Genomic DNA, 26,186 nt, shown 5'->3' on the forward strand with positions numbered 1-26,186 from the left:
GCTCAGCTCCTCGCTCCCTGCAATTTCCTGGCTTGCGTCTGGAATTCAGGCTCCGATCTTGGATTGGCTGCCGTTGCGGCGACGCTCAGGCTCGTGGCGGTCTCGGCCTTGCCGTCGCGCAGCTTGTATCGGACGCCGGCGCGCGCCGTGATCTTGAAGAACCTCGAAATGCGGATGGTCACGGAAAGCGTGCCGTCGGCGTCGATCTGGCCGGAGTCGCGATAGGTCATCCGCAGCATCAGCACGATGCCGACCGTGGCGATGCCGGCGACATTGACGTGGCCGGCGACCACCAGCACCAAGGCGATCGAGAGCCCGCCGCCGGGACGGCCGATCAGCTTGCGGTAGCTCAGCACTCCGGAAAGCGTGATGAAGACCTGGCCGGAGAACGGGCCGACGGCGAAGGCGAGCGACGCCGACCCGCCCGCGCCGGCCTCGACCGCGACCATCAGCTCGGAGTCGAAGGGCCGGTATTCGGCTTCGACCTGGATGTAGCCAGTGCCGCCGATGATGAAGATCGAGAAGATGAAGGGCCGCTCCACCGTCGACAGGTTGAAGCGGTCGGCGAGCATGAAGTCCGGATAGGCGAGCAGCTTGAAGCGGTTCTCGATCGAAAGGTTCGAGATGCCGCTGGTGCCGAAGTTCAGAGCGAGCGGCGGGATCGCAAATTCGTGCTCGATGCCGACCGGGACGCCATCGCGCTTGACGAGCTTCAGCCCACCGATCTCGTCCGTAAAGAGGGTCGAAAGGAAGTCCTGGATGAATTTGAAGCTCGGATTGAGCCGGATGTTCTTCGGATCGAACTCGATCTCGAGCCCCTTCTCGCGCGTGAAGGCGAGCGCGAACTTGTCGAAGCGCAGCATCGACTGGCCGCCGACGACGATGTCGATGCTGGTGTCGATGCGGCCGAAGCCGCTTTCCGTCGGCCGATCCTCGTCCTTGGAGGCTTCCAGCCGCACGCGGCCGGTGAGCCCCATGTCGACGAAATCGGCGCTGAACGGACCGACCGAGAACAGGCTGCGACGCCCCGGCATGGGCGCGTTGATGTCGAGCTGTACCCAGGCGCGCGCCTGAGCCTTGTCGAAGTCGTGCGTGACCTTGATGGCGTCGCGAACGCCGGCAGGCAATTTGAAGCCCTTGAACAGGCCGTCGAGCTTGGCGCCGCCGAGATTGCGGAACACCGCGCCGATATCGAGCCCGGACAGGTCGGAGGGCAGCAGCCGGTCGCCGATCCTGTCGAAGGGCAGCGACAGGCCGAGCGCCTTCAGCTCGTCGCCGAGCCGGTTGAACAGCGCCTTCGTCTCGGTGGTGTCGATGATGTCCGAAAGCTCGTCATAGCCTGACCGGATACGGTCGATATCGGCCTTGAGAGCGGCAAGCTCGGGCGCCGAGGTGACCGCCGAATAGAGCTTCAGGACATTGGACGGGGCCGCCATCGGCCCGCCCGTGGTGAGCCGGCTCGCTGCGCCGAAGGCGCGCTCGCCATACATGCGCGCTGTTTCGGTCGAGCAGGCAAGGTCGTTCTGCAGGCCGCGCACCGAATGATCCAGCGCGTTCACCGTGGCGAGCAGCGCGTCTGCCTTCCTGCCAAAATCCTCGATACTGCCGCCGATGGCATCCTCGATGCGCTTCGTGACCGTACCGAATGCGGCCTTCAGCTCCTCGGCCTTCGTATCGAGATATTTCTCCGCATCGGTCGCCAGGGCCTGGAGATAGGATCTGGCCTTGTCCACGCCTTCGAAGACCGCCCCGCAGGCGAGCGAGACTTCGTCCAGCGCTCCGAGCGTCGCGGCCGAGAGCTCGCCGATCGGCTCCTGGATCGCCTCGCCCAAGGCGCGCATCTGCTGGCGGATCCGTGCGAGCGCCTCGTCGGGCTTTCCGAGTTCCGCTTCGGTCAGCGATCTGAGCAGCTCTTCGAGCGCCGGACGCAGCACCTTTTCGCGCACCACGGTCGCCAGCAGGCCTTGCGGCGCCAGCGCGAGCTGAGCCGCCTTGAGGGCACCGGCCACATCGTCGACGATTGCGGTGATCCGGGCTTCGACCTCGTCGACATCGCCGCGGAGCTCTTCGAGCACGCCGTCGAGGCGCGCGAGCGCCGACGCGATCAGGAAGTCGAGCAGCTTGCCGAGATCCGCCAATTCCTTTTCGAGTGGCGCAAGCTTCGTCTCGACCCAGCCGGCGAGTTCACCGATCTCGCTCTCGACATCCGGCCAGATCGCCTTGAACGCATTCGCGATCGCATCGAAGCCCAGATCGGAGAGCTCCTTTGCAAAGGCAATGACCTCATCGGCCGTCCCGGCCAGGGCCGTGACGACGGATGACAGTGCCTCGGAGAGGCTGGCGACCGTGGCCGCCGCCCGGTCCAGCGCCTCGTCGCCCTGCGCTTCCATCTTGTCGAGCTGCTGGCGCGTGTTCGATACCGTCGTCTTGGCGTCGCTCGCGGCGGTCCGCAGCGCCTGCAACGCCGTCAGGACCTTGCCCTTCAGCGCTGCGTCGATCTTGCCCTCATTGGCGACGCTGACGATTGCGGCATTGATCCTGACGATCGCCGTATCGATCTGGCCGGGCTTTCCGTCAGGCGCGAGTCGGTCCAGCGCGGCCCGCGCCGTGTGAAGTTCAAGCTTGTTGGCGAACGAACCGAGGCCGGACAATGCGCCGGCGCGCTGCTCTGCGATTTCGCTCAGGGCCTTCGCCAAATAGCCGCCGATCGCCTGGCTCGCGTCATCGAGCTCCGAGGCGAAACGCTGCTGTGCCTCGCCGATCAGCGCGCTGATGTCGGCCGCGATATTGCCGGTGCAGGCGCGCAACCCGGCGTGAAGGCTCCTGATGCGTCCTGCCGACCAGGGCTTGTCGCGATCATAGCCCGCGACGAACTCCTCGACGCGCTGACGGGCGCGCGTGACCATCGCCGCGAATTCGGAATCGAGGTCGCGGATGATGGCGCGCGCCTTCTCGGCGCCTTCGCCGGCCTTGCCGACATCCTGGCTCGCTTCGCGGAAATGCGGCTCGATATAGGCCGTGCTGCGATCGAGCAGCGCCTCGATCAACGCTGCCTTCGTCGTGAACTCGAAGTTGTCCGGCAGCACCGCTCGCGCATCGTCCGCCCACTCGCTGAGCGCGCTGCGGATCAGCATCTGCTTGCGCCGGATCATGCCGACGGCATCGGACTTCATCTTCTCGCAGGGGCTCTCCTGGTCGGCGAAGCTGCCGAGCGCCCCTTTCAGCCCGTCGAGAAAACCCTGAGCATCCTTGGCGCGCGGCTTGAGATTGTCCGCCACGATCTGCGCATAGCTGCCGGGGTGTTGTGCCCATTTGGCCTTGAGCGCCGCCAGCGCCGTGCCGGTCCTGCCCGGGTCCTCGGCCGCGAGCGCGTCGCGCAGATCCTTGACCAATCCCGAAAACGCAGCGCCGTCCGGCACGCTGCTGTCATTGCCCACAGCATCCCAGTAGGTCAGTTCCCTGATCGCCGGGGGCTCCTTGTCCGGCGTCAGTTCGGCCAGGCCGGCGAGCAATTTGCCGAGATCCGCGTGGAGAGGTTTCTCCACCGCCGCGACATGCGAGGCGCGCATGAAGGTGACGGTGTCGAGACTGACATAGACCGGCTTGCTGGCCCGGCCGGCATTGATCGCGGTCTTCTGTGCCGCCGGCGCCAGTCGCCAGGTGAAGCGGCGCAGCCCGGGGAGGAAGCGGCTGACGGATGCCTGCCGCGGGTCGCCGCCGCCGGAAACGGTAGGGTTCTGCGGGCGCGCGGGGGCGAGCGCTTTCATCATCGCCTGGGCGGCGGGGATATTGGCAAAATCGAGATCGATGCGGGCAGGCCAGGCATCGGTGTCGGAGGTGATCGCCTTGAAATCCGCGAAGAAGAACAGAAAGTCCGGATCGCGGCATTCCTGCGCCGCCACCGGCTTCTCGCCCTCGCCTTCCGCCACCGTGACGAAAGCGATGTCCGGCATCGGATAGACCTGCGGCCGTTCGCGTGCGCTCAGCCGGTTCCACAGCGGAATCTGCCAGCCATAGTCGCCGACCTCACTGCTCCAGGCGCTGTCGACATTGATGATCCTCGAATTGAAGCGCACCCGTTCGAGGAAGCCGGCGCTGCGCGCGGCCGCATTGTCGAAATCGGGATAGGCTCGCTCCGGCTCGAGCAGCTCGATATATTCGCGGACCTTGCGCAGGATCGGCCGGCGCGACCTCGTTCTGCCCGGGTCGTCCTCATATTTCGGCGCGAACTGCGCCGAAGCGTTGACCGTGCGCTCATAGACCACGACATGCTTGGCCCGGTGCCAGAGCGCGCAGATGCGGCCGAGCACCTCGACCTTCTGCCGTTCGATGAAGCCGTTGCGGGTCTCGCTCAGGATCGTGACGATGCCGTTGAGGAACTCCGCCTTTTGCGTCGCGTCGCCGCCGAGCGGCGTGAAAGCGATCGCCTCGATCGCACCGCCGCGCGCTTCCGGGCGCTCGAGCAGGAGATTGAACAGGTTGACCGACTCGACTGCAAAGAGTGCGCCGCCGCTCAAGCCCTGCGGGTGGTAGCGCGGTGCGCCGGGTACCGGCGCCCTGCCCTGGCTGCCCTTGGGCAGTTCCGGATAATCCGTTTCGTCTTCGAGCGCCTTGAGCGGCGCGCGATGCAGCGCCGTTGCGCGCAAGGCGAAGTTGACCCCGTCCGAGAAGCGCGCCGGGGCGAAGTCGACGGTCGCGTCGGGATCGCGCGCCCAGACTTCCAGGCGTTCCGGACGGCGCGCGAGCGCCTGCGACAGGCCGTTCCAACGGTCGCGCAGCGCAGCATCTGCATGTCTTTCGCGCGCGTTGCCAACGATCCGGCCGGTCAACGCCTCGATCTCGGCGATTCTGGCGAAACGCGCGACCGTACGTTCCTTCGCCACGTCGATGCCTACCGACAGCCCGTACAGGAATTCGGCCCGGATGAAGGCGAGCGGAGCGCCGAGCCCATATTCGCCGCGCTGCCGGAAGATCTCGTGGCTCGACGATTCCGGCATGAAGTAACCGCGCTCGACATCGCTCGGACGGATCCATATTTCGGCCGACGGCGTCAGCCGGAACTCCACCGCCCGGCGTTTCAGCCCGCTCTGGAACCGGGCAGGCTTTCCGGAGTCTTCGTCGAGATCGCTGACGAAGGGCCGCGGCGGCATCTCGACTGCACCATCGGGCAGATCGTGGATCTCGAGCCGGCGCGGCTTGTCGGCGCTCTCCGCGGCGACCTGCGAGGCCATCCTGTAATGAAAGAGCTCGTTGACGCGCCGGAACTCCCAGACGCGCGTGTCGCTCGAATAGAAGGCGACCGACGCGCTGCCGAGATCACCACGGTCGCCGAGCGGCCGCTGGGTGAAGCGCATCAGCGAGAACGGTTCCTGCGACAGCAGCACATAGGAGACGCTGCCACCATCGGTCCCGTCTTCCAGCAGGTCGACCTCAAGCAGGCGGTCCTGCGTCGGTGAGATCTGCTCGGTCACCTGCAGATGAAACGCGATGCCTGCACCGCCCGCGCTCTGGTTCAGCGGTATCAGAAGCGGAGTCGGCCGCCCGCTGCGATCCGTCCGGGCGACGGCGACGGCGACCGGCTCGACCCGCGACAGCGGAACGATGATGCGCAGCAGGGCCGCGACATAGCCCGTCGCCAGGCTGATCGGCGCGGCGCCATGGCCCATTCCGTACCGGGCCCCGGGACCGGCGACCCGAAGATAGTGAGCCTCCTTGCCCACCCAGGACACCGGCGTCTCATCGTCCCCTTCCTCCCCGTCCGCCCGGGAGCGCCTGAATTGCAGCGACGACAGGCGCCCCTGCCACTTCCTTTGTCCGGCAACGTCGAGGGCGAAGGAGGCAAAGAACGGATCGCCATCCGCGACATCCTTCGCCGTCTCCCGCCGCCAGCTCTCATCATGCGACAGAATGAGGTCGCAGCGCATGCCGGTATTGGTGAAGAAGCTCAGCTGCTCCCCGCCGAGCGCGAGTTTCAGTCCGACGCTTTTTGGCGTCTCGTAACCCGTGACGAGGTCGGCCTCGCTCGCAAGGCTCAACCACATGCGCGGACGCGGGAAGACCGGCAGGGTCTTTCCGCTTCGTTCGGGTCTTCCCCAGACAAGGAAATTGCCGTCCTTCAGGAAGCGCGCCGTGAAGCGGGGCGCATAGAGCGCGAACCGCACGGTCTGCCTCGTCCTGGCGACGAGGTCAGGCAGGAAGGACTGGGGTTGTCCGGCCTCCGTCGCCTGCAAAGCCTTGCGCGCTGCGCTGAGCGAGTGCGCGGCCTGTGCGAGCGTGCCGGCGAAGAGAATGCCGTCCTTCTGTGGCGGGGCTGCGAAGCCGGGTGCGATCCTTTCGTCCCAGAGCAGCTTGACCGTCGCAAACGCCTTCCAGTGACGCGCGCGGTCCTCGAAGATCGCGTCATCCGGAATGTTCCAGGACAAGGTGCATTCGACATGGACGGTGTCGGCGGTTCGCAGCCAGCCACCGGTCTCAGAGGTCAGGCGCAGAGCCAGCCCGTCATAGGAGCGGATGTCCTCGTCGCCCGGCTCGGCCGGGTCGGCCGTGGCGACGACGCGCATACGGTAGACCAGCGTGTGACCGCCGCCCTCTTCGGCGCGGAAGCGCAGGCTGAGATCGCAGGCCTGTGCGGGATTGATGGTGAGCCAGCTCTTGCGCTCCGGCACGGCGAACCCGCTGCGCGACAGCACATCATGAACGAAGGCCTCGCTGCTCCGCGGCCAGAAGCGAAAGGGATCGACTTTCGATCCGCCGAGATACTTGTTTCCTTCATAGGCCGCGAAGTCCTTGCCGGCGCCCGCCGCCAGGGCGGCGAAGCCGAACTGGCCCAGTCGTCGCCGCTTCGGCAAATGGCTGCCGTCGAAGACGAACGAGGTTTGGCCGTCGCCCGCGCCGATCCAGCCGCCGACCAGCGTGGTGAAGTCGAGGATTTTCTCCGCAGGCCGGCGTGTCGGATAGACGACGCAGAAGGGAAACGAGGCGGGGTTGTGGTTCCGGCCGGTCGCCAGAGTGGTGCGGCGCACCGGCAGGGGCAGATGGAGATTGAAGCGAAAGATCGCGCTGCCCGAAATACGCGCGACGACGAGTTCGCTATGGACTGTCTTGTTCTTCCGATAGGCGCAGGCCGTGACCAAAGGCAGGCGCAGGTCGAGCCTCGGCTTGCCTGCCGCGTCTGTTTCGTACTGGTCGATCAGGAAGGCCCCGCGGAACGCGACCTTCGAGATATCGTCAGTTGCGACTTCGTTATCGATCCAGAGCGACGCAACCTGCTCCTGGTGCTCGACGAACCATTGGGCCGCATCGGAAATGCGATAGATGTTCTCCTTCGGAAGTTCGACCGCCGTATCCGGGACGCCCCGCGGAACCCAGCGCAGGAACGCATCGAGGTTGTTTCCGCCCCTTTGCGCGTAGTGGACCTCGATCGTCCCGGATTTCGTCGTCGGCTGCAGCGCCGGCTCCGGTGTGGGCGGCCAATGGAAATCGCCATGGAGTTTGAACGCGAGAACCATCGCAGGCAGCCCCCCATCTTCTGCTGGCGCCGCTCGGATCGGCGCTCTTGCTTCAGCTCAGGCGCAACACGTCATGTCTGTGGCGCGGCCTCGCATTGGACCGGCCCGGTTTCCTCGGCACGGAAGCGGCTATTCGACCCGATAGACCACGAGGCTCTGGCCGCTGAGGTCGACCGGCTCTCCGCAGCGATGATTGGTATGCCCCCAGACCTTGCCGCCGGAGGCGCTGACGGGGCCGGCCAGAACCATCACATGATCCTTCGACAGGCCGAACCAGCTGACGACGAAGCAGAAATCGCCTTCTTTCGTTTTGCTGAGATCAGTGATGGGCTTGACGTTCGAGTACTTGCCGGCAGCGTTCTTGAACGCGGCAGCGAGTTCCGTCACGCGTATGCAGACACCATTGGCGCAGGTCGTGCTCGGGAGGTTGACGAGGATTTTGCTCTTCGACAGGCCGTGAGCGACGAAATGCGTGCAATCCAAGGGAAATTCGTGATCGGGGCAGTCGTTTCCGCCACCGCGGGAACAGTATTCCGCATAGTATTTTCTGGCGCTCGGCCAATCGAACGGCAGCTTCGTCACATCCGTGCCGTCGCGCGGGATCAGCAGCAGGTTCGGGGCGAGCGAACCGATTTCAGCGGAAAGGCGCCGTGAGAATTCTGAATCCGTAAGTACCGTTGCTGCTTTGAGGCGCCGTTTATCCTTCGTCTCCATCGGTGATCTCCCCGGATCATGCCGTCGGTTACGCGGTGGCTGTATAGTGCTCCAAATCGAACGTTGATTGTCTCGAGCCGTCTCGCGCAAACCGGGCCGCCATGACCCCATTCCTCCGCGAGGAAGTTCCTTGAGCAGGCTCCTTCATTATTGGCGAAGCTTTTCAAGAGAGGCGTTTACTGCCGTAACATCAACCTTAAGTTGCAATCCCTCTCACATTCTTCCGGACCGCAAGGAAATGCAACTCATTTTTGCAAGCGGCATTCGATGCAATCTTTCAGGCTTTTTGGCAGAGACCAAGCAATGCGCGAAACCTCGGGGCATTTCCGGGTTTCCCTGAATCGCGGGAACGCCCTATCTCCTTGTTTAATCGCATTTTCTTCACGTTGACCGGTACCCGCTTCGCTCCAAAATGCTCGAGATCGCCGCGCGTCCGTTCGGACGCGGTCGCGGTGATCTATCTCAGTGCTATCGCATCGGAGTTTTCCGAAAACTGGAGTCCACTTTTCGGTCCGATGCTCGAGCGGCCGGGCGAACCATCTCGGAGCCCGGTGGCGCGATTGCGCCGGGTCGTCCGCGCGACGGCGCCACGCGGAACATCCGCCCGCGCCGCGCCTTCGCGGCGTGCCGCGGCGGACACGGATCCTGCCGCTGAACGGCTCGATCCGATGCCTTGCTCAGCCTTCGAAAGTCCGTCCTGCGTCCGGCGCCAAGGTCAGGCGGCGATGCGGTTGGCGTTCCATTGCCCGGCCTGGCTCAGGATCATGCCGGGATCTTTGAAGCGGCGGCGCAGGATCTCGCGATACAATGCGCTCTCACGCTGCCGCCCGATCTCGCCCCTGCCGCCCGTCAGGATCCGCAGCGCCTGCTGCAGCGCCTCCACGGTCCCCGAGCCCTCGTCGAACTGCGCCTTCTTGCGCCAGACGAGATCGACCGGCAGCAGGTCGGCGCAGGCCTTGCGCAGCAGCCATTTCTCGGTCGTCGGCCCGGTCGCCTCCGTGATCGCCGGATCGGTCCGGCGTAGCTTGAGCTGTGCCGGGATGGATTGGGCGAAGGCGATCAGTTCGCGGTCCAGGAACGGGGTCCGCGCTTCCAGCGACTCCGCCATGGTCATGCGATCGACCCGCTGCAGGTTGATGTTGTGCATGGCGCAAAGACTGCGCGTCAGCTCGTCCGCGAGGGCGCGCGGCTGGTCGACATAGTCATGGTGGTAGGTATAGCCCGCGAAGAGCTCGTCGGCTCCCTCGCCGGTCAGCACGGCCTTGACATGGGCACGCGCCAGCCTGGCCGCGAACAGCGTCGGGATGGCGCTGCGGACGAGATCGGCATCGGCGCTTTCGAGATGATAGATCACATGCGGCAGGTTGTCGGCGATGTCCTGCGCCGTGAAGGTGAACTCATGGTGCTCCGTACCGATATGCTCCGCCACGCGCCGCGCCGCGATCAGGTCGGAGGAGCCGGCCGTGCCGACGGCGAAAGTCTTGAGCGGCCCCCGCCCCGCATTGACCCTGACCTTCTGCGCGAGCGCCGCGATGATGGAGCTGTCGAGCCCTCCGGACAGGAACGAGCCGACCTCGACATCGGCGACCATCCATTTCGCCACCGCCTCTTCCAGGCTTAGGCGCAATTCACCCGCCACCGCATCGACGTCGAGCTCCGGCTCGGCTTTTGCCGCTCCCGACGGGACGCGATACCATTGCCTCAGCCCGCCGCGGCTGTCGAAGAGCGCACCGGGCGGCAGCGCGCTGATCTCCTCGAAACCGAGGCCGTCGAAGGCCTTGAGTTCGGAGGCGAACGCCAGGCCCTTGCCGCGGCGCGCCATGTAGAGCGGCTTGATCCCGAGAGGATCGCGCGCCGCGATGATCCGGTCCGGCGTCGCCAGCACGAAGGCGAACATGCCGTCGAGCCGGCTGATCCAGCGCTGCGAACCGGTGCGGAACAAGTGAAGAATAGTTTCGCTGTCGCTCGCCGTATCGAAGATCTCGGCGCCGAGGATCGCTCTCAGATCCTCATGGTTATAGATCTCTCCATTGGCGACCAGCATTTCCGCACCGGCCCGAATGGGCTGGCGGCCGTTCTCGGCTCCGATAATCGAGAGCCGGCAATGGCCCATCACGGCCGGTGCCCCACTCAGCCCGGCGACCTCGGTCGCATCGGGACCGCGATGCCCAAGGCGCGAGAGCATTGCCTCGATCAGCGTCCCGTCCTGGTCATCGATCTCCCACAGGCACACGAAGCCACACATGAAACATCCTCTTCATTCACGGCTTTTCAAGACGCTCGACACCGGATTGCGCCACGCATGAAAAGCTACAAGGTTTCGACAAAGAGTTAATTTGCTAAATTCTAAAATTTAATTTGAGATATACAAAGTATTCATTCGTCATATGAGAAATAAATATTTCAAACTAAATAGAATCAGAGAATAGATATCATCGGGAATAACTGTCACATTATCATAAAAAAATCTCAAAAATGGGTTGCCAAGTCCGGATATCCTACTCTAAAAGCCGCCTCAACGCAATGGACATTCTCAATTACATCATTTCGAACTGGGGGCTCATCGTCACCCGGACTGGCGAACACGTTGCCATCGTCGGGGTCGCGGTTGCGCTGGCCATTCTGACCGGCGTGCCGATCGGCGTGGCGATCAGCCAGAACCGACGCGTGGCGGACGCTGTGCTCTATGTGGCGTCAATGGTGATCACCATCCCGTCAATCGCATTGTTCGGGATGATGATCCCGGTCCTGTCGCTGGTCGGCCACGGGATCGGCTACCTTCCGGCAGTGATTGCGGTATTACTCTACTCGCAGCTGCCGATTATCCGGAATACATACGCCGCGATCCGCAATCTTGATCCGGCCCTGCGAGAAGCTGCGCGAGGCATGGGCTTGACCAGAGGCCAGCGCTTGCGGGAGGTCGAGCTACCGCTCGCACTGCCGGTGATCATGACCGGGGTGCGGCTCGCAGTGGTGATGAATATCGGCGTGACCGCGATCGCCGCCTATATCGGCGCCGGCGGACTCGGAACCTTCATCTCGCGGGGCATCAGCCAGACCGATCCGCGCCAGCTCATCACCGGAGCCCTCGCCGTCAGCCTGCTCGCCATCGTCGCCGACCTCGCCCTGCTGTGGCTGCAGCGGAAGCTCACCTCTCCGGGACTGAGGACCAGATGATCAGACTGCACCAGGTCAGCAAGACCTTCGCCGGAAGCACCATGCCGGCCGTGGACCGCGTTTCGCTGGAGGTTCCCGCGGGCGAGATCTGCGTCCTGCTCGGCCCCTCGGGCTGCGGCAAGACGACGACGATGAAGATGGTCAACCGGCTGATCGAGCCGAGTTCCGGCGACATCCTCATCGACGGAAAGAGCACGGCCGATTGCGACGTCACGCAATTGCGGCGCAGCATCGGCTACGTCATCCAGCAGATCGGGTTGTTCCCCAACAAGACCGTCGAGGACAATATCTGCATCGTCCCCGACATCCTCGGCTGGGACCGGCGCAAATCGCGCGAGCGGGCGGCCGAGCTGCTCGACATGGTCGCGCTCGAGCCCGGCGCCTTCCTGCACCGCTATCCGCGGGAGCTTTCGGGCGGCCAGCAGCAGCGCATCGGCGTGCTGCGCGCCATCGCCGCCGATCCGCCGGTCCTGCTGATGGACGAGCCTTTCGGCGCCATCGACCCGATCAACCGCGTGATCATCCAGGACGAGTTCCTGAAGATGCAGGCGCAGATCCGCAAGACCATCCTGTTCGTCAGCCACGATATCGACGAGGCCGTGAAGATGGCCGACCGGATCGCGATCTTCAAGGATGGCAGGCTGGTCCAGTACGATACGCCGGACAACATCCTCGCCCATCCGGCGAGCAGCTTCGTCTCCGATTTCGTCGGCGGCGACCGGACGCTGAAGCGCCTGCAATTGCTGACGGTGCGCGACGCCATGCTGTCGGATCCGCCGCGCGTCAAAGCCACGGACGATCTGAGCCAGGCGGCTTCGACGATGGAGCGGCATGGGCACCAGGCGATCGTGATGGTCGGGCCGCGCGGTCGGGCACGCGGCTATGTCTCGCTCCAGGCGGCGCGCGGCGCCAGCGGCATGGTCGGCGAGAACCACGAGACCCTGCCGACGACGATCAGGCCGCATGAGGATCTGCGGACCGCGGTCTCGACCATGTTCCGCCATGACGTCTCCTGGCTCGCCTGTGTCGACGAGGACGGCATGTTCGTCGGCTATGTCACCCTGCGTGGCATGACGCGCCTGCTCTCGGAGACCTACCGGGATGGCTGACGGGGTGCTGCCCATGCTGACCCGGCTGCGCCGCAATGGAGTCCATCTCGCCGTCTTCCTGCTCGGAGCATGGGCCTGGGCGGGCGGCCTGCTGCCGGGCCTGATCGAGAAATGGGACGACATCGCCTTTCTCGGCTGGCAGCATATCGAGCTGGTCGCCGTGTCGGGCGGCGCCGCGATCCTGTTCGGCGTGCCGCTCGGCGTTCTCCTCACCCGGCCGCGCTTTCGCCGGCTCGGCGACATGGCGCTTCAGCTTCTCAATGTCGGGGCGACGATTCCGACGCTCGCCGTCCTGGCCCTGGCGATGAGCCTGCTCGGCATCGGCAACGGTTCGGCGATCTTCGCGCTGTTCGTCGCCTCCCTGCTGCCGATCGTCAGCAACACGATGGCGGGCCTGCGCGCCGTGCCTCCGCATCTGCTCGAGGCGGCGCGCGGCATGGGCCTTTCGGCGCGCCATACGCTGCTCCAGGTCGAGCTGCCCAACAGCCTGTTCGTGATCTACACCGGCATCCGCACCGCGCTGGCGATCAATGTCGGCACCGTACCGCTGGCCTTCCTGATCGGCGGCGGCGGGCTCGGCGAGCTGATCTTCACCGGCATCGCGCTCAACGAATTCGGCACCATGCTCGCCGGCGCCATCCCCACCGCCCTGCTGGCGGTACTCATCGATTTCATCATGGCCCAGCTCCAGTTCTGGACCATCCCCCGAGGGGTCAACCCGCTGCGCTGACCCCTCCGGCCTTTTCCCGCAGTAGCTTCAAGGAGACCTGGCATGAAGCTTTCGTCGCGCATGTTCGCCATGGCCGCGCTCGCGGCCCTCTGGGCGATGCCCGTGCAGGCCAAGCCCATCGTCGTCGGTGGCAAGAACTATACCGAGCAATTGCTGCTCGCGGAGATCACCACGCAACTGCTCAAGAAGAAGGGTTTGGAGGTCGACAAGCGCGACGGCATCGGCTCGCAAGTCCTGCGCGACGCCCAGATCAGCGGCCAGGTCGACGTCTACTGGGAGTATACCGGCACCTCGCTCGTCACCTACAACAAGATCAAGGACCGCCTGAGCGCCAAGGATACCTATGAGCGCGTCAAGGAGCTCGATGCCAAGCTCGGCCTGGTCTGGCTTCAGCCTTCGAGCGCCAACAACACCTATGCGCTCGCCGTCCGCTCCGATGATCCCAAGACGGCTTCGGTCAAGACGCTCTCGGATCTCGCCGCCGCCTTCAACGCCAAGAAGCCGCTGAGCATCGCCATCAACGCCGAATTTTCCGGGCGTCCCGACGGCCTGCCGGGCCTGCAGACGACCTATGGCTTCAAGGCCGGGCGCGCCAATCTGAAATCGATGGATTCCGGCCTGACCTACCAGGCGCTCCGCGACTCCCAGGTCGACGTCGCGCTCGTCTTCGCCACCGATGGGCGCATCCAGGCCTTCAAGTTCCGCGTGCTCGCCGACGACAAGGAGTTCTTCCCGAACTATGCCGCCGTCCCGGTGGTGCGCGCCGAGATCCTCAAGGCCAATCCGGCCCTCGAAGCGACGCTCAATGCGCTCTCCGGCAAGCTTTCCGACGAAGTCCTGCAGGGCCTCAATGCCAAGGTCGATGTCGACAAGACCCCGATCGAAGAAGTTGCGCGCCAGTTCCTGGCCGAAAGCGGCTTGAACTAGAGCATTTTCGGGCGAACTGGGCACCGGTTCGCGTGAAGAAAACGCGATAGAACAAAGACCTGGAGCATCTGCGCGTTTCAGAGAACCGCGGAAATGCTCTGGATCACCGGGCGTCCCACCGGACGCGGGTCAGCGATCCAGCTCTTTGCGATTGCATCGGCCCGAAAAGTGGATCCCACTTTTCGGGCCGATACATTAGGTGCCCTGCCGCGTCGCGACGATGAACAGGCGCGGGAACCGGAGCAGCACCTTGCCGTCCGGTTCGGCTGGATAGGCTGCAGCGATCCGTTTCAGATACTGGTCCAGGAAGGCGGTCCGCTCCTCGGCGGACAAAAGATCGACAAAGGGCTTGAGCCCCGTGCTCTTGAACCATTCCACGATCGCGCCGGGCCCTGCCAGCGCATGCACATAGGTCGTCTGCCAGATGTCGACGGCGCAGCCCGCCTCCTGGAGCCAGCGGCGGTAGTCGGAGAACGAACCGATCAGTGCCCTCGCCTCGCGCGCGCTCGCCAGTCGCTGCGCCCAGGGACCATCGGCCGCCACCTCTGTCATCGCGACATGCGAAGGCTCGGCCAGATTGTTCGGCATCTGGACCGCGAGCACACCGCCCGGCTTCAAGGCACGCGCCAGCCGGGCGAACAGGGTGGCATGATCGGGAATCCATTGCAGAACGGCATTCGCGAAGATCAGATCGTAGCGGCTCCGTGCCGACCATTCCTCGAGCTGCGCCAGTTGGAAGGTGACCTGCGGCAGCCGCTTGCGCGCCTTGTCGAGCATGTCGGGCGAGGAATCGAGGCCCTCGATCTGCGCTGCCGGAAACCGCGCCGCGACCAGCTCGGTGCTGTTGCCGGGTCCGCAGCCGAGATCGATGCAGCGTTCCAGCTGGGCCGGGCGGACACGCAGGAGCAGATCGAGCGAAGGGCGCGTCCGCTCGTCCTCGAAGCGTAGATATTGCTCGGCATCCCAGTCGACGCGCTCGCCCATGACCTCATCCCCGCGAATCCGTGGAGCATCATGCCGGCTCGGGCCCTGCCCGACCAGCCACGAGGCACGGCGGCCGCAGCCTCAACCATTTGTTAACCCTATGGCTCTCTCTTGGAAGACATCCGACCGGGGGCTGGGCAACCGGAAAAGGATAAGGCCATGGGCGATGCCGGGCCAGAAGCGACCGCGGTCAATGACCTCGTCGGCCTGCCTGTCGCACAGGTAGAGCGCGACCTCATCCTCGCGACATTGCGTGAGACGCGCGGCAACCGTACGCATGCCGCCCATATCCTCGGTGTTTCGATCAGGACGCTGCGGAACAAGATCGCAGCCTATGTCGCGGAGGGGTATTACGTGCCCGAACCCGGCTCCGCCGTTCATTGAGCCGGCGCCCTTGCCGATGTCCGCCCCATTCACGGCTGCGCGGATCGCTGCGCCTCCCGCCGGAACCTCGCGCCCCGCGGCCAGCGCAAGGCACCGGCGAGGTTCACCGTTTCGCTCGCCAGGCACGGTAGCGCTCGAGCAGACCGACGCTGCGCATGGCGAAAGCCGCCATCGGCTTGCGCAGGAAGGGGATGTCGGCGGCGATCAGCATCAGGCCCAGTGGCAGCATCCAGAGGCCGAGAAAAGGCAGGATCGAGAAGATGCCACCGAGGATCAGCAGAAGCGCCGCGGGGATGCGGACGAGGCGCGACGAGGGATGCCTGAGCCAACGGCTCACCGCGGCGAGCCTCTCGGGCAGTTCCTGTTCCAGGCGCTTGAAGGCCAGGCGAAGAAGCCGTTCTCCGTCGTTCATCCGTTCCTATTTCAACCAAGGCCCGACAGGGGCCGCCTTCATCTGCCCGTAAATCATGTCGTTTTCTGAGCAGCGCAAGCTCAGTGGAAATCGCGCGACTTCGGGAGGATGCGGACATTGCGCGGATGGCCGGCGCGCGGGTGCTGCGGATGCAGGAACTCGTCGGCGCGGCTGAGCGCGATCTCGGCGCGGTGGGTGTCGGACAGGCCGAGCAGATCGGCCGAGCGGTCGAAGACGCGCCGCGCCATCAGATGCACCACGCCTTCCTGGCTCTTCTGCACCCTGCCTTCGGCCAGCAACAGCCGCGCCGCCATCACCTCGCGGCGGAAGCGGACGAAATCACGGGCCCAGAGCACGATGTTGGCGATGCCGGTCTCGTCCTCGAGCGTGATGAAGACCGCATTGCCCTTGCCGGGGCGCTGACGCACCAGCACGACGCCGGCGACATTCGCCCAGGCGCCGTCGCGCCCGGCGGCGATCGCCGCGCAGGTCACGACGCCCGCCCCGGCGAAACGTGGACGCAGCAGGCCCATCGGATGGCCTTTCAGCGAAAGCCGCACCGTCTGGTAGTCGGCGACGACATGCTCGGCGAGCGGCATGACTGGCAAAGCAGCAGCCGGCTCCTCCCCGAGCTCGCGGGCCTTTGCGACCTCGAACAAGGGCAGCGCCTCGTCTTCCGGCAGGCGGCGCACGGCCCAGAGCGCCTCGCGCCGGTCCAGCCCGAGCGAGCGGAAGGCGTCGGCATCGGCGAGCAGACGCATGGCGCGCGCCGGGAGCCGCGCCCGGCGTGCAAGACCCTCGACATCGCGATAGCCCTCGCCGCGGGCCGCGATGAGGCGCTCCGCCCATTCCTTCTTGAAGCCGTCGAGCTGGCGCAGGCCGAGGCGCAAGGCCCAGGGGCTTTTCCAGCCAGGCGCCGCCGGCTCCAAGAGATTGTCCCAGGCGCTGGAATTCACATCGATCGGGCGCGGCTCGACGCCGCCATTCTCCTGCGCCTCCCGGACGATCTGGGCCGGGGCGTAGAAGCCCATGGGTTGCGAGTTCAGCAGCGCCGCGGCGAAGATCGCCGGATGATGGCATTTCAGCCAGGAGGAGACATAGACCAGCTTGGCGAAGGAGGCGGCATGGCTCTCGGGAAAACCATAGCTGCCGAACCCCTTGATCTGCTCGAAGCAGCGCTGGGCGAAGGCCGGCTCATAGCCACGCTCGACCATGCGCCCGACCATCAGCGCCTCATATTGACCGATGGTGCCGAGATTGCGGAAGGTCGCCATGGCGCGGCGCAGGCCGTTGGCTTCCGGATCGGTGAATTTCGCCGCCGTCATGGCGAGTTGCATCGCCTGCTCCTGGAAGAGCGGCACACCCAGGGTGCGGTTCAGGACGTGATAGAGTTCGTCCCTCCTCCCATGAGCCGGTGAGGGCGATGGATAGTGCACCTCCTCGATGCCAGCGCGCCGCTTCAGATAGGGATGCACCATGTTGCCCTGGATCGGGCCGGGGCGGACGATCGCGACCTGGATGACAAGGTCGTAGAATCTATCGGGCTTCAACCGCGGCAGCATGTTCATCTGCGCCCGGCTTTCGACCTGGAAGACGCCGAGCGACTCGCCTCGCTGGAGCATGGCGTAGGTCTTGCGATCCCCCTGCGGGATGTCGGCAAGGCCGTAATCCTTACCTTCCCATTCGCGCAGCAGGTCAAACGCCTTGCGGATGCAGGTCAGCATGCCTAGCGCCAGCACGTCGACCTTCATCAGGCGCAGCGCGTCGATATCGTCCTTGTCCCATTCGATGAAGGTGCGGTCCGCCATCGCGGCCTTGCCGATCGGCACGGTTTCGTCGAGGCGCCCGCGCATCAGCACGAAGCCGCCGACATGCTGCGAGAGATGGCGCGGGAAGCCGAGCAGGCGCACGGCGAAGTGCACGGCCTGCGCGATCACCGGATTATCGGGATCGAGCCCGGCCTGGCGGACCTGCTCGCGGGTGATGTCGGAGCCCCAGCTGCCCCATTGCGTCGAGGCGAGCCGGGCGGTGACGTCCTCGGTCAGCCCCAGCGCCTTGCCGGCCTCGCGGATGGCGCTGCGCGGCCGGTAATGGATCACGGTCGCGGCGATGCCGGCGCGCTCGCGGCCATAGGTCCGGTAGATCCACTGGATCACCTCCTCGCGTCGCTCATGCTCGAAATCGACGTCGATATCGGGCGGCTCGCGCCGTTCCTCCGAGATGAAGCGGGCGAAGAGCAGGGTATGCTCGGCCGGGTCGACCGCGGTGATGCCGAGCGCGTAGCAGACGGCCGAATTGGCGGCGGAGCCTCGCCCCTGGCAGAGGATGCCTTCGCTTTCGGCGAATTCGACGATCTGGCGGATGGTCAGGAAATAGCGGGCATAGTCGAGCCTGCCGATCAGAACGAGCTCGTCGTCGACCTGCTTCTGGACCGCGGGCGGGATGCCGTCGGGATAGCGCATCGGCAGGCGCCGGCGCACCAGCTCCTCCAGCCAGCCCTGCGGCGTCCAGCCCGGTGGCACCGGTTCGTCGGGATATTCATATCTGAGCTGATCGAGGTCGAAATCGATGCGGCCGAGCAGATGCTGCGTCTCCTCGATCGCCTCCGGCGCCTCCTTGAACAGCCGGACCATCTCCTGCGGGGTCTTGAGATGGCGCTCGGCATTGGCCTCGAGCAGGCGGCCGGCCCTGGCGATCGTCGCGCCCTCGCGAATGCAGGTCACGAGGTCCTGGAGATCGCGCTGTTCCGGCGCGTCGTAGAGCACATCGTTCGTGGCGATCAGCGGGGTGCGGGTCGCAGCCGCAACGCCTCTCAGCCGGGCGAGGCGGCGGCGATCATCGCCGCGGCGCGACATGGTGGCGGCGAGCCAGACCGCGCCGGGCGCGGCGGCATCAAGCTGAACGAGAAGCTCGGAGAGGCCGTCGAGCCGACGCTCAGGCACGACGATCAGCAGGAGGTCGCGGGCGTCGCGCAGGAGATCGTCGAGGACGAGAATGCATTCGCCCTTCGTTTCCGTTTTCAGATTTCCAGCGGTCAGCAGGCGGCAGAGCCGGCCCCAGCCCGCACGATTGGCGGGATAGGCGACGATATCGGGCGTACCGTCGGCGAAGACCAGCCGGCTACCGGTGGCGAGCTTGAAGGCCTTCGCCTTCGCTTGGAGCCATTCAGACGTGAAGGGCAGGTCGGCGAAGACCGGATTCTCGACCCAGACATATTCGCCGGGACTGCCGCCGTGGCGTAGCTTCTCCCGCGGAGGCAGCCCGTCCTCACGCAGATCGCGCAGCGCGCTCCAGGCCCGCACCACGCCGGCCACGGTGTTCCGGTCGGCGATGCCGAGGCCGGTCTGACCGAGCAGCAGCGCGGTCATGACCAGGTTCGGCCCGGGCGAGGCGCCGCGCAGGAAGGAGAAATTCGTCGCGGCGACGGGCTCGGCGTAAGTCGTCATGCGAACAGACCGTGCAGGAACCAGCGCGGCTGGACGCTCTCGCGCTCGTAGAGCCCGGCGCGGAACAGCCAGAAGCGGCGACCCTGCGCATCCTCTACGCGGTAATAGTCGCGCGTCGGCTCGTCCGGCCCGTCGCGCCACCATTCCGGCGCGATCCGCTCCGGCCCCTCGGCGCGGGCGATCTCGTGCAGCACCCGGCGCCAGCGAAAGCGCAAGGGCGGGCCGTCCGGCACCTCGGCGAGCGTCTCGACCGGCTGCGGCGGCTCGAAGAGCTGGAGCGGCCGCGCCGGCGGCTCGCCCGCTTCGGGCTCCGGCCAGGGCTGCACCTCGGATGGCGTGCCGACGGCCGGGACCATCCCCGCTTCCCGCTCGGGATGGTGGGAGTTGCGGGCGACGAAGCGCAGCACCCGGTCACGGCCGAAGCGGGCGACGAGCCGGTCGACCAGATCGGCCACCGCCTCCTCCTCGATGGCGCGCCCGTCAAGGCTCGCCTGCGGCGTCCCGAGCGGCTCGCAGACCGGCACGGCGAGGCGGATCGCATCGAAGCCGAAACCGGGATCGAGCGGGTCCGCCAGCGTGTCGATGCGTTCGCGGTAGAGCCGCAATATGGCGGCGGGATCGCGCGAGGGACGACCGGTCACGAGGGACAGGCGCCGGACGGCGCCGTCGCTGCGGAAGAAGCTGATCTCGAAAGCGCGCCCGCCCTCGCCGCGCTGCTCGAGGATGCGGGCGGCCTCGTCGAGCAAATGCCGCAGGATCGCCTCCAGCCCATCGGTATCCTGCAGCGGCTCGGGGAAATGCCGCTCGACCATGCAATCGGGCGGCGGCCGCAAGGGGGTGATACGGACATCCTCATGGCCGAGGATGCGCCGCAGCCGCCTGGCGAGGGCCTCGCCGAAGCGGGCCGACAGCGTGCCCGAAGGGCGGGCGGCAAGATCGGCGAGCGTCTTCAGCCCGGCCCGCGACAGGGCGAGAACGGTCTCGGCCGGCGCTTCCAGAGCGGCGACCGGCAGGAGCCGGGTGCGCTCCGCATCGCCACCCGGCGGGGAGACGGCACAATCGCCGAAACGGGCGAGCGCCCGCGCCGCCTCGGGCGTGCCGGCGATGCTGGCGCGCAGCTGGAGGCCGAGCCGGCGCAGCCGGATGCCGATCTCCTGGCGCAATGCCGCCTCGCCGCCGAAGAGATGGGCGCAGCCGCTGATGTCGAGCACCAGCCCATGCGGCGGATCGAGCGCAACCAGCGGGGTGAAACGGTCGCAAAGCCCGGCAAGGCGTTCGAGGAAGCGCGCATCGGCGGCGGGATCGGCCTCGGCGATGGCGAGATCGGGAATGCGGGCGCGGGCATCGGCGAGGGTCAGGCCGCGGGTCAGGCCGAGCGCGACGGCGCGCCGGTCGCAATCGGCGAGCCTGAGCGCACCGCCCTCCTTCTCGACCAGGACGAGCGGTCGCTCATCCGGCGCGGCGCCAGGCGGGAGCGCCCTCTGCCGATGCAGCCGGTCGCTCGCCAGGAAGGGAAACCAGAGGGCGAGATAGCGGCGCTGCATCGCTTCGGCCTCCATCCTCCCGGCTCCATTCCTGGAAAGATCGTCGCTCACGGTTCCACTCCACACGCCACTCACACTCACCGAGGCCGCCGCGATGGCGCAGCAGCCTCAAACTGAAGGCCGGATCGCCCGGCGCATTGGCCTCGCGCGGCCGCGACGGCAGGGCCCGCACCAGCCAGCGGGTCGTCGCCGCGCTGGGCGCTGGCTCAGGAGAGACCCGCAACAGCAGGGTCATGACGCCGGAAGCCCCGGCTGCCAGAGCAAGGCGCCGGCTGGCGGTCAGGTCGAGCTGGCGCGGCTCGCCCCAGGGCTCGATCAGCGCCGCGCCGAGCGCCGAACAGCGGGCCGCCTCGGCCCCGGCGCGCAACACGCCCTCGGCGTCGCGGGCCCGCACCAGCAGAACCTGCGCGGGGTCGAGGCCGAGCTCGACGAGGCCGGGCGGGTGCAGCCGGCCGGCTTCGGCCGCCAGAAAATCCTGCCGAACCCAGAGCAGCGGTCGCGCCCCCGCGGCCCGCAGGGCCAGCGCCGCGGCGAAGCCGGTCGCGGCGGGCAGATCGGCCCCGCCGGACGCATAGACCTCGTGCAGGGCGGCGCGGGCGACGCCGCCGCCCAGCGGCTCATCGAGCCCCGCCATGCCGAAATCGACCCGCTCCACCGGCGCGAGTTCGCGCGCCAGCCCCGCCAGAGCGAGGCTTTGCCGGAGACTGGCCAGCGCGGAGGAAGGGATATCGGGCATGAAAAATGTTCACTATTTGTTCCTATCTAAAACCACTCCCAAACTCTGCCGGAGTCAAGCCCGGATATGCGGCACGCTCCTTGCCCGAAGGCGAGACGCGGCAGGAATCGCCTCCCAGCCCGCGCAACTGTCGCCAATCGCAGGGTTTCTGTCATATCAAGGCAATGCCGATCGGCTTGCTGCGAGGCAGGCACGCCCGCCGCCGCCTTCCCGGGGACAGAGATGAGCTCAGGACTGTTCGCGCTTCTCGACGACATCGCCGGCCTCGCCAAGGTCGCGGCCGCTGCGCTCGACGATGCGGCGGGCCAGGCGACCAAGGCGGGCGCCAAGGCTGCGGGCATCGTCATCGACGATGCGGCCGTGACGCCGCGCTATGCCGTCGGCTTCTCGGCCGATCGCGAGCTGCCGATCATCGGCAAGATCGCCCTCGGCTCACTCAAGAACAAGCTCATCTTCCTGCTACCGGCGGCTTTGGTGCTGAGCTTCATCGCGCCCTGGGCGATCACGCCGCTCCTGATGGCAGGCGGCGCCTATCTCTGCTTCGAGGGCTTCGAGAAGGTCTACGAGCTCGTCATGCCGCATGCCGGGCACGAGGCGGTGCAGGGCGAAGCCACGGCCGAAATCCTCGATGCCACGCAGCTCGAGGCACAGAAGATCTCAAGCGCGATCAAGACCGATTTCATCCTCTCCGCCGAGATCATGGCGATCACGCTCGCGACCGTCACCGCCTCGTCCTACTGGACGCAGGCCCTGGTGCTTGCCGTGGTCGGCCTCGGCATGACCCTGCTAGTCTATGGCGCCGTCGCCCTGATCGTGAAGGCGGACGATGCGGGCGCCGCGATGGCGCGCACCGGCAAGCCGCTGATCCGGCCGATCGGCCGCGGCCTCGTCCGCGGCATGCCGCATTTCCTGAAAGCGCTGAGCGCAGTCGGCACCGCCGCGATGCTCTGGGTCGGCGGCGGCATCATCATCCACGGCCTCGCCGGCTACGGCCTCGACGGGATCGAGCACGCCATTCACGGCGTCGCGGTGGCGGTCGGGCAGACCGTCCCGGCGGCGTCCGGCCTGCTGGAATGGCTGACCACTGCCGGCGCCTCGGCCGTGTTCGGGCTTGCGATCGGCGGGCTCTGCCTCGTCGGCATGCATTTCGTCGTCGAGCCGGCCCTCCGGATCTGGCGCGGCAGGGCGGCGAAGACCGCCGGCGCCGCGGCGAGGAAGTAGTCCAGCCGGCGGAAGCCCTGGCGGGCAGCACTTCGCTACCCAAACGACCACTACCGTGCCCTTGGCTCGCCGAATAATCTCACGCCACAGATATGCGGGGAAAGAGCATGACTCCGTTCCTGGTCGGCGCCGTCGCGTTCATCTTCGTGTTCGGCGCAGCAGCCGGCGGAATGCTGCTGCGCGCGCGCCTGCCGGATCATCATCTCTCCCCCGACTCCCGGGAGTTGATCAAGCTCGCCACTGCCATCATCGGAACCCTGTCCGCGATCGCGCTCGGCCTGCTGATCGCCTCGGCGAAGCGCTCCTTCGACGAAGCCGGGACCGAGCTCAGAACCTCGGCGGCCCATGTCGTGCTCCTCGACCGGACGATGGCCCAATACGGGCCGGAGACGAAGCCGCTGCGCGTCGCCCTGCGACAGAGCCTCGAGACGAGGCTGAACGAGCTCAAAGATGAACGCGAGGGGCTGCTGCATGAGGGCCTCGACGTCGAGCCCATCCAGATCGGACTCAGGCATCTCGTACCGGCCAATGACGGACAGCGCTGGCTTCAGGCCCGAGCCCTCCAGCTCAGCGGACAGATCTCGGAAATGAGGTGGCAGCGGCCAGAAACCGAGACCGGCGGCTTCCCCGGCATCTTCATCATCATCCTCGTCTTCTGGCTCGCTTTGCTCTTCGCCTCCTTCGGTCTGCTGAGCCCGGGAAATGCCACGGTCGTGGCGACGCTGTTAGGCTCGGCCTTGTCGGTGACGGCAGCACTGGTGCTGATCATCGACATGGACCACCCCTATCTCGGCTTCATCCGCGTCTCCGACCTGCCGCTCCAGCTCGCGCTCGCACGTCTCGGCCAGCCCTGATCCGCATCACAGCCGCCGGTATTCCGCCTCCCCCCGCAAACATGCCGGGCGCCATGCATGAGCTGGGGCCGTCATCCCCACGCAAATCTGCTAGCTCCTCGCCCGAGGTCCAACGCACGGACCGCCGGACCTGTCATGCTGCAATTCCTCGCCACCAGCACGCCCTTCTTCGCCGTGATCGGGCTCGGTGCCCTCTCCGCCTGGCGCGGCCTGTTCGGCAGCGATGCGGTCCGGGTGCTCAACACCTATGCCTTCATGGTGGCGACGCCGGCGATGGTGCTCCGGGTGATGTCGCGCCAGCCGATCGCCGAGCTCTGGAACGGGGTGTTCTTCGCCGCCCTGGCCCTGCTCGGCATCGTGGGGATGGGCCTCGGCATCCTTGTGGCGCGCCGCTTTTTCGGGATGCCCTTCCCCAATGCGGTCTCGCGCGGCCAGAGCCTGGTCGGCGGCAATTTCGCCTTCCTCGGCATTCCCCTGATGCTGGCCTTCCTCGGCGACGGGGCGGCGGCGCCGATCGCGATCGGGCTGATCTGCGACACGGCACTGGTCGTTCCCCTCGCGATCGGGCTGATCGAGGCCGGGCGGGGCAAGGGCTCGCCCTGGCGCATCGCGGCAAGGCTGGTGCGCGGCACCATCGTCAATCCTTTCATGCTCTCGATCATGGGCGGCGTCGCGCTCTCGCTCAGCGGCCTTTCCATCCCCGAGCCGATCGACCGCTTCCTCGTCTTCCTCGGCGGCTCGGCCGCCCCGGTCGGCATCTTCGCGCTCGGCGTCGCCGCCTGGCAGTGGAGCCGGGAAGGCAGGCTGCCGCTGAAAGGCGTGCTGCCGCTCGTCCTCGGCAAGCTCGTCCTGCACCCGCTGCTGACCTGGTTCGTGCTCGCCATCGTGCTCAGACTCGACCCGTTCTGGGTCAAAGCCGGCGTGCTCTATGCGGCGCTGCCGATCGCCGCCAATGTCTTCGTGATCTCGGAGCGCTTCGAGACCGACAGCCGGCCGCTGGCCGCCGCCATCGTGATCTCGACCACCGCCGCAGCCCTGACCTTCCCCATCGCGATCTGGCTGGTCTCCGGCTGAACCGCAGCCCGTCGCAATTCCTGCCTTTCCACTGCTCCAGCAATCTCGAGGACAGCGCATGACAAGCCAGCTCTTCCGCCCGCTCGCACTCGATGGGCTCCAGCTTCCGAACCGCATCGTCATCGCGCCGATGTGCCAATATTCGGCGGAAGACGGCTCGGCCACCGACTGGCACCTGATCCATCTCGGCAATCTCGCGCTCTCCGGCGCCGGCCTCCTGATCATCGAGGCGACCGCGGTCGAGCCCGAGGGCCGGATCAGTCCCGACGATCTCGGCCTGTGGAGCGATGAGAACGAGCGCGCGCTCGGCCGCGTGCTCGACGCCGTCCGGCGCCATTCCGACATGCCGATCGGCATCCAGCTCGGCCATGCCGGGCGCAAGGCCTCGATCCACTCACCCTGGAACGGCAGCCGCCAGCGACCGCTCGACGATCGCGGCTGGCAGACCCTCGCGCCCTCGGCCCTGCCGATGAACCCGAACGATCGGCCGCCGCTGCCCCTCGATGCCGACGGGCTGAAGCGCGTGCGCGAGGCCTTCGTCGCCTCGGCGAAGCGCGCGGCGCGGCTCGGCCTGCAGATGGTCGAGATCCATTGCGCCCATGGCTATCTGCTACACCAGTTCCTCTCGCCGCTCGCCAACCGGCGCGACGACGCCTATGGCGGCGCGCTCGAAAACCGGCTGCGCTTTCCGCTCGAGATCTATGAGGCGGTGCGCGACGCCGTGCCGGCCGAAATCCCGGTCGGCGTGCGGGTCTCCGGCACGGACTGGGTCGAGGGCGGCTGGGAGATCGAGCAGACCATCGCCTTCGCGCAGGCGCTGAAGGCACGCGGGGTCAGCTTCGTCCATGTCTCCAGCGGCGGCCTCTCGCCGGAGCAGAAGATCCCGCTCGGGCCGGGCTATCAGGTTCCGCTGGCGCGGGCAGTGAAGGCGGCGACGGCGCTGCCGGTCATCGCAGTCGGGCTGATCACCGAATACGAGGATGCCGAGGCGATCGTCGCCGGCGGCGATGCCGACATGGTCGGACTGGCGCGCGGCATTCTCTACGATCCGCGCTGGCCCTGGCACGCGGCCGCCCATCTCGGCGCCAGCGTCAAGGCGCCGAAGCAGTATCTGCGTTCCCAGCCGCGGCAGCTGAAGGAGTTGTTCGAAAGCTGAACTGGGTTCGAGCTGCCATTCCGGGGCTTCGCGCAGCGAAGAGCCAGACCCCTATATCGGTGTTGTTCCAGTTCGTCATGCTCGCCCTTGTGGCGAGCATCCACGTCTTGAACACCGCTCTCGTAACAGGAAGACGTGGATGGTCGGGACAAGCCCGACCATGACGGCAAAAGTGGTGTTCATGGGTTCCGGGCTCGGCCCTGCGGCCGC

The 26,186-nt window shown here is 66.4% G+C and carries 17 protein-coding genes; 9 read left to right on the forward strand and 8 right to left on the reverse strand.

Going from position 1 to position 26,186, the window contains the following annotated elements; translation table 11 throughout:
• Positions 1-2: 2 nt before the first annotated feature.
• The 3 genes from J0J10_RS10840 to asnB all read right to left on the reverse strand — a co-directional run bounded on the left by J0J10_RS10840 (position 3) and on the right by asnB (position 10,467).
• Positions 3-7,508, reverse strand: a complete 7,506-nt coding sequence (locus J0J10_RS10840) for a hypothetical protein (RefSeq protein WP_291646503.1) — start codon at positions 7,506-7,508, stop codon at positions 3-5.
• A 129-nt stretch (positions 7,509-7,637) separates the two neighbouring features.
• Positions 7,638-8,222, reverse strand: a complete 585-nt coding sequence (locus tag J0J10_RS10845) for a hypothetical protein (RefSeq protein WP_291646504.1) — start codon at positions 8,220-8,222, stop codon at positions 7,638-7,640.
• A 715-nt stretch (positions 8,223-8,937) separates the two neighbouring features.
• The gene (gene asnB / locus J0J10_RS10850; RefSeq protein ID WP_291646505.1) at positions 8,938-10,467 is read right to left on the reverse strand and encodes an asparagine synthase (glutamine-hydrolyzing); all 1,530 of its coding nucleotides are present in this window, start codon (positions 10,465-10,467) and stop codon (positions 8,938-8,940) included.
• A gap of 278 nt (positions 10,468-10,745) precedes the next feature.
• On the opposite strand from asnB, the gene J0J10_RS10855 reads away from it, so the two are divergent.
• The 4 genes from J0J10_RS10855 to J0J10_RS10870 are packed head-to-tail and all read left to right on the forward strand — an operon-like array spanning position 10,746 to position 14,165.
• Entirely contained in the window at positions 10,746-11,399 is a 654-nt protein-coding gene (locus tag J0J10_RS10855) for an ABC transporter permease (RefSeq protein WP_291639859.1), read from the forward strand.
• Positions 11,396-12,508, forward strand: a complete 1,113-nt coding sequence (locus tag J0J10_RS10860) for an ABC transporter ATP-binding protein (protein WP_291639857.1) — start codon at positions 11,396-11,398, stop codon at positions 12,506-12,508. The genes J0J10_RS10855 and J0J10_RS10860 overlap by 4 nt, the downstream gene beginning before the upstream one ends.
• Entirely contained in the window at positions 12,501-13,238 is a 738-nt protein-coding gene (locus J0J10_RS10865; protein WP_291639855.1) for an ABC transporter permease, read from the forward strand. The genes J0J10_RS10860 and J0J10_RS10865 overlap by 8 nt, the downstream gene beginning before the upstream one ends.
• 42 nt (positions 13,239-13,280) lie before the next feature.
• On the forward strand, positions 13,281-14,165 hold the full coding sequence (locus J0J10_RS10870) for a glycine betaine ABC transporter substrate-binding protein (RefSeq protein WP_291646506.1): 885 nt from the start codon (positions 13,281-13,283) through the stop codon (positions 14,163-14,165).
• Positions 14,166-14,360: 195 nt separating this feature from the next.
• On the opposite strand, the gene tam is transcribed toward J0J10_RS10870, so the two are convergent.
• The gene (tam, locus tag J0J10_RS10875) at positions 14,361-15,149 is read right to left on the reverse strand and encodes a trans-aconitate 2-methyltransferase (RefSeq protein WP_291646507.1); all 789 of its coding nucleotides are present in this window, start codon (positions 15,147-15,149) and stop codon (positions 14,361-14,363) included.
• Between the two features lie 159 nt (positions 15,150-15,308).
• Between tam and J0J10_RS10880 the strand changes: the two genes are divergently transcribed.
• Positions 15,309-15,533: a helix-turn-helix domain-containing protein gene (locus tag J0J10_RS10880; RefSeq protein WP_291646508.1), complete on the forward strand. Its 225-nt coding sequence runs from the start codon at positions 15,309-15,311 to the stop codon at positions 15,531-15,533.
• Positions 15,534-15,636: 103 nt separating this feature from the next.
• Here the strand turns inward: J0J10_RS10880 and J0J10_RS10885 are convergent, their stop codons facing one another.
• From J0J10_RS10885 to J0J10_RS10900, 4 genes are all read right to left on the reverse strand, one after another.
• Positions 15,637-15,945 carry a hypothetical protein gene (locus tag J0J10_RS10885; RefSeq protein WP_291639849.1) on the reverse strand — a complete coding sequence of 103 codons (309 nt, stop codon included), beginning with the start codon at positions 15,943-15,945 and terminating at the stop codon, positions 15,637-15,639.
• A gap of 80 nt (positions 15,946-16,025) precedes the next feature.
• The gene (locus tag J0J10_RS10890) at positions 16,026-19,391 is read right to left on the reverse strand and encodes an error-prone DNA polymerase (RefSeq protein WP_291646510.1); all 3,366 of its coding nucleotides are present in this window, start codon (positions 19,389-19,391) and stop codon (positions 16,026-16,028) included.
• Positions 19,388-20,935: a Y-family DNA polymerase gene (locus J0J10_RS10895; protein ID WP_291646511.1), complete on the reverse strand. Its 1,548-nt coding sequence runs from the start codon at positions 20,933-20,935 to the stop codon at positions 19,388-19,390. Before J0J10_RS10895 ends, J0J10_RS10890 begins: the two co-directional genes overlap by 4 nt.
• Positions 20,841-21,671, reverse strand: a complete 831-nt coding sequence (locus J0J10_RS10900) for an ImuA family protein (protein ID WP_291646513.1) — start codon at positions 21,669-21,671, stop codon at positions 20,841-20,843. The genes J0J10_RS10895 and J0J10_RS10900 overlap by 95 nt, the downstream gene beginning before the upstream one ends.
• Positions 21,672-21,893: 222 nt before the next feature.
• On the opposite strand from J0J10_RS10900, the gene J0J10_RS10905 reads away from it, so the two are divergent.
• The 4 genes from J0J10_RS10905 to J0J10_RS10920 all read left to right on the forward strand — a co-directional run bounded on the left by J0J10_RS10905 (position 21,894) and on the right by J0J10_RS10920 (position 25,976).
• Positions 21,894-22,892, forward strand: a complete 999-nt coding sequence (locus tag J0J10_RS10905) for a DUF808 domain-containing protein (protein WP_291646514.1) — start codon at positions 21,894-21,896, stop codon at positions 22,890-22,892.
• A gap of 107 nt (positions 22,893-22,999) precedes the next feature.
• Positions 23,000-23,746 (forward strand): bestrophin-like domain, encoded by a 747-nt coding sequence (locus J0J10_RS10910; protein WP_291646516.1) that lies wholly within the window; start codon positions 23,000-23,002, stop codon positions 23,744-23,746.
• Between the two features lie 135 nt (positions 23,747-23,881).
• Positions 23,882-24,820, forward strand: a complete 939-nt coding sequence (locus J0J10_RS10915) for an AEC family transporter (RefSeq protein WP_291646517.1) — start codon at positions 23,882-23,884, stop codon at positions 24,818-24,820.
• 58 nt (positions 24,821-24,878) lie between these two features.
• Complete coding sequence (locus J0J10_RS10920; RefSeq protein WP_291646518.1) at positions 24,879-25,976, forward strand: NADH:flavin oxidoreductase/NADH oxidase; 1,098 nt, start codon at positions 24,879-24,881, stop codon at positions 25,974-25,976.
• The last annotated feature ends 210 nt before the right edge of the window (positions 25,977-26,186 follow it).

The sequence above is a fragment of the Allobosea sp. genome (assembly GCF_017308075.1).
Classification (GTDB): domain Bacteria; phylum Pseudomonadota; class Alphaproteobacteria; order Rhizobiales; family Beijerinckiaceae; genus Allobosea.

Excerpts from the sequence above, each read along its gene's own strand:
- J0J10_RS10840 (WP_291646503.1), bottom strand. The coding sequence starts at position 7,508 with ATGGTTCTCGCGTTCAAACTCCATGGCGATTTCCATTGGCCGCCCACA.
- J0J10_RS10845 (WP_291646504.1), bottom strand. The coding sequence starts at position 8,222 with ATGGAGACGAAGGATAAACGGCGCCTCAAAGCAGCAACGGTACTTACG.
- asnB (WP_291646505.1), bottom strand. The coding sequence starts at position 10,467 with ATGTGTGGCTTCGTGTGCCTGTGGGAGATCGATGACCAGGACGGGACG.
- J0J10_RS10855 (WP_291639859.1), top strand. The coding sequence starts at position 10,746 with ATGGACATTCTCAATTACATCATTTCGAACTGGGGGCTCATCGTCACC.
- J0J10_RS10860 (WP_291639857.1), top strand. The coding sequence starts at position 11,396 with ATGATCAGACTGCACCAGGTCAGCAAGACCTTCGCCGGAAGCACCATG.
- J0J10_RS10865 (WP_291639855.1), top strand. The coding sequence starts at position 12,501 with ATGGCTGACGGGGTGCTGCCCATGCTGACCCGGCTGCGCCGCAATGGA.
- J0J10_RS10870 (WP_291646506.1), top strand. The coding sequence starts at position 13,281 with ATGAAGCTTTCGTCGCGCATGTTCGCCATGGCCGCGCTCGCGGCCCTC.
- tam (WP_291646507.1), bottom strand. The coding sequence starts at position 15,149 with ATGGGCGAGCGCGTCGACTGGGATGCCGAGCAATATCTACGCTTCGAG.
- J0J10_RS10880 (WP_291646508.1), top strand. The coding sequence starts at position 15,309 with ATGGGCGATGCCGGGCCAGAAGCGACCGCGGTCAATGACCTCGTCGGC.
- J0J10_RS10885 (WP_291639849.1), bottom strand. The coding sequence starts at position 15,945 with ATGAACGACGGAGAACGGCTTCTTCGCCTGGCCTTCAAGCGCCTGGAA.
- J0J10_RS10890 (WP_291646510.1), bottom strand. The coding sequence starts at position 19,391 with ATGACGACTTACGCCGAGCCCGTCGCCGCGACGAATTTCTCCTTCCTG.
- J0J10_RS10895 (WP_291646511.1), bottom strand. The coding sequence starts at position 20,935 with ATGCAGCGCCGCTATCTCGCCCTCTGGTTTCCCTTCCTGGCGAGCGAC.
- J0J10_RS10900 (WP_291646513.1), bottom strand. The coding sequence starts at position 21,671 with ATGCCCGATATCCCTTCCTCCGCGCTGGCCAGTCTCCGGCAAAGCCTC.
- J0J10_RS10905 (WP_291646514.1), top strand. The coding sequence starts at position 21,894 with ATGAGCTCAGGACTGTTCGCGCTTCTCGACGACATCGCCGGCCTCGCC.
- J0J10_RS10910 (WP_291646516.1), top strand. The coding sequence starts at position 23,000 with ATGACTCCGTTCCTGGTCGGCGCCGTCGCGTTCATCTTCGTGTTCGGC.
- J0J10_RS10915 (WP_291646517.1), top strand. The coding sequence starts at position 23,882 with ATGCTGCAATTCCTCGCCACCAGCACGCCCTTCTTCGCCGTGATCGGG.
- J0J10_RS10920 (WP_291646518.1), top strand. The coding sequence starts at position 24,879 with ATGACAAGCCAGCTCTTCCGCCCGCTCGCACTCGATGGGCTCCAGCTT.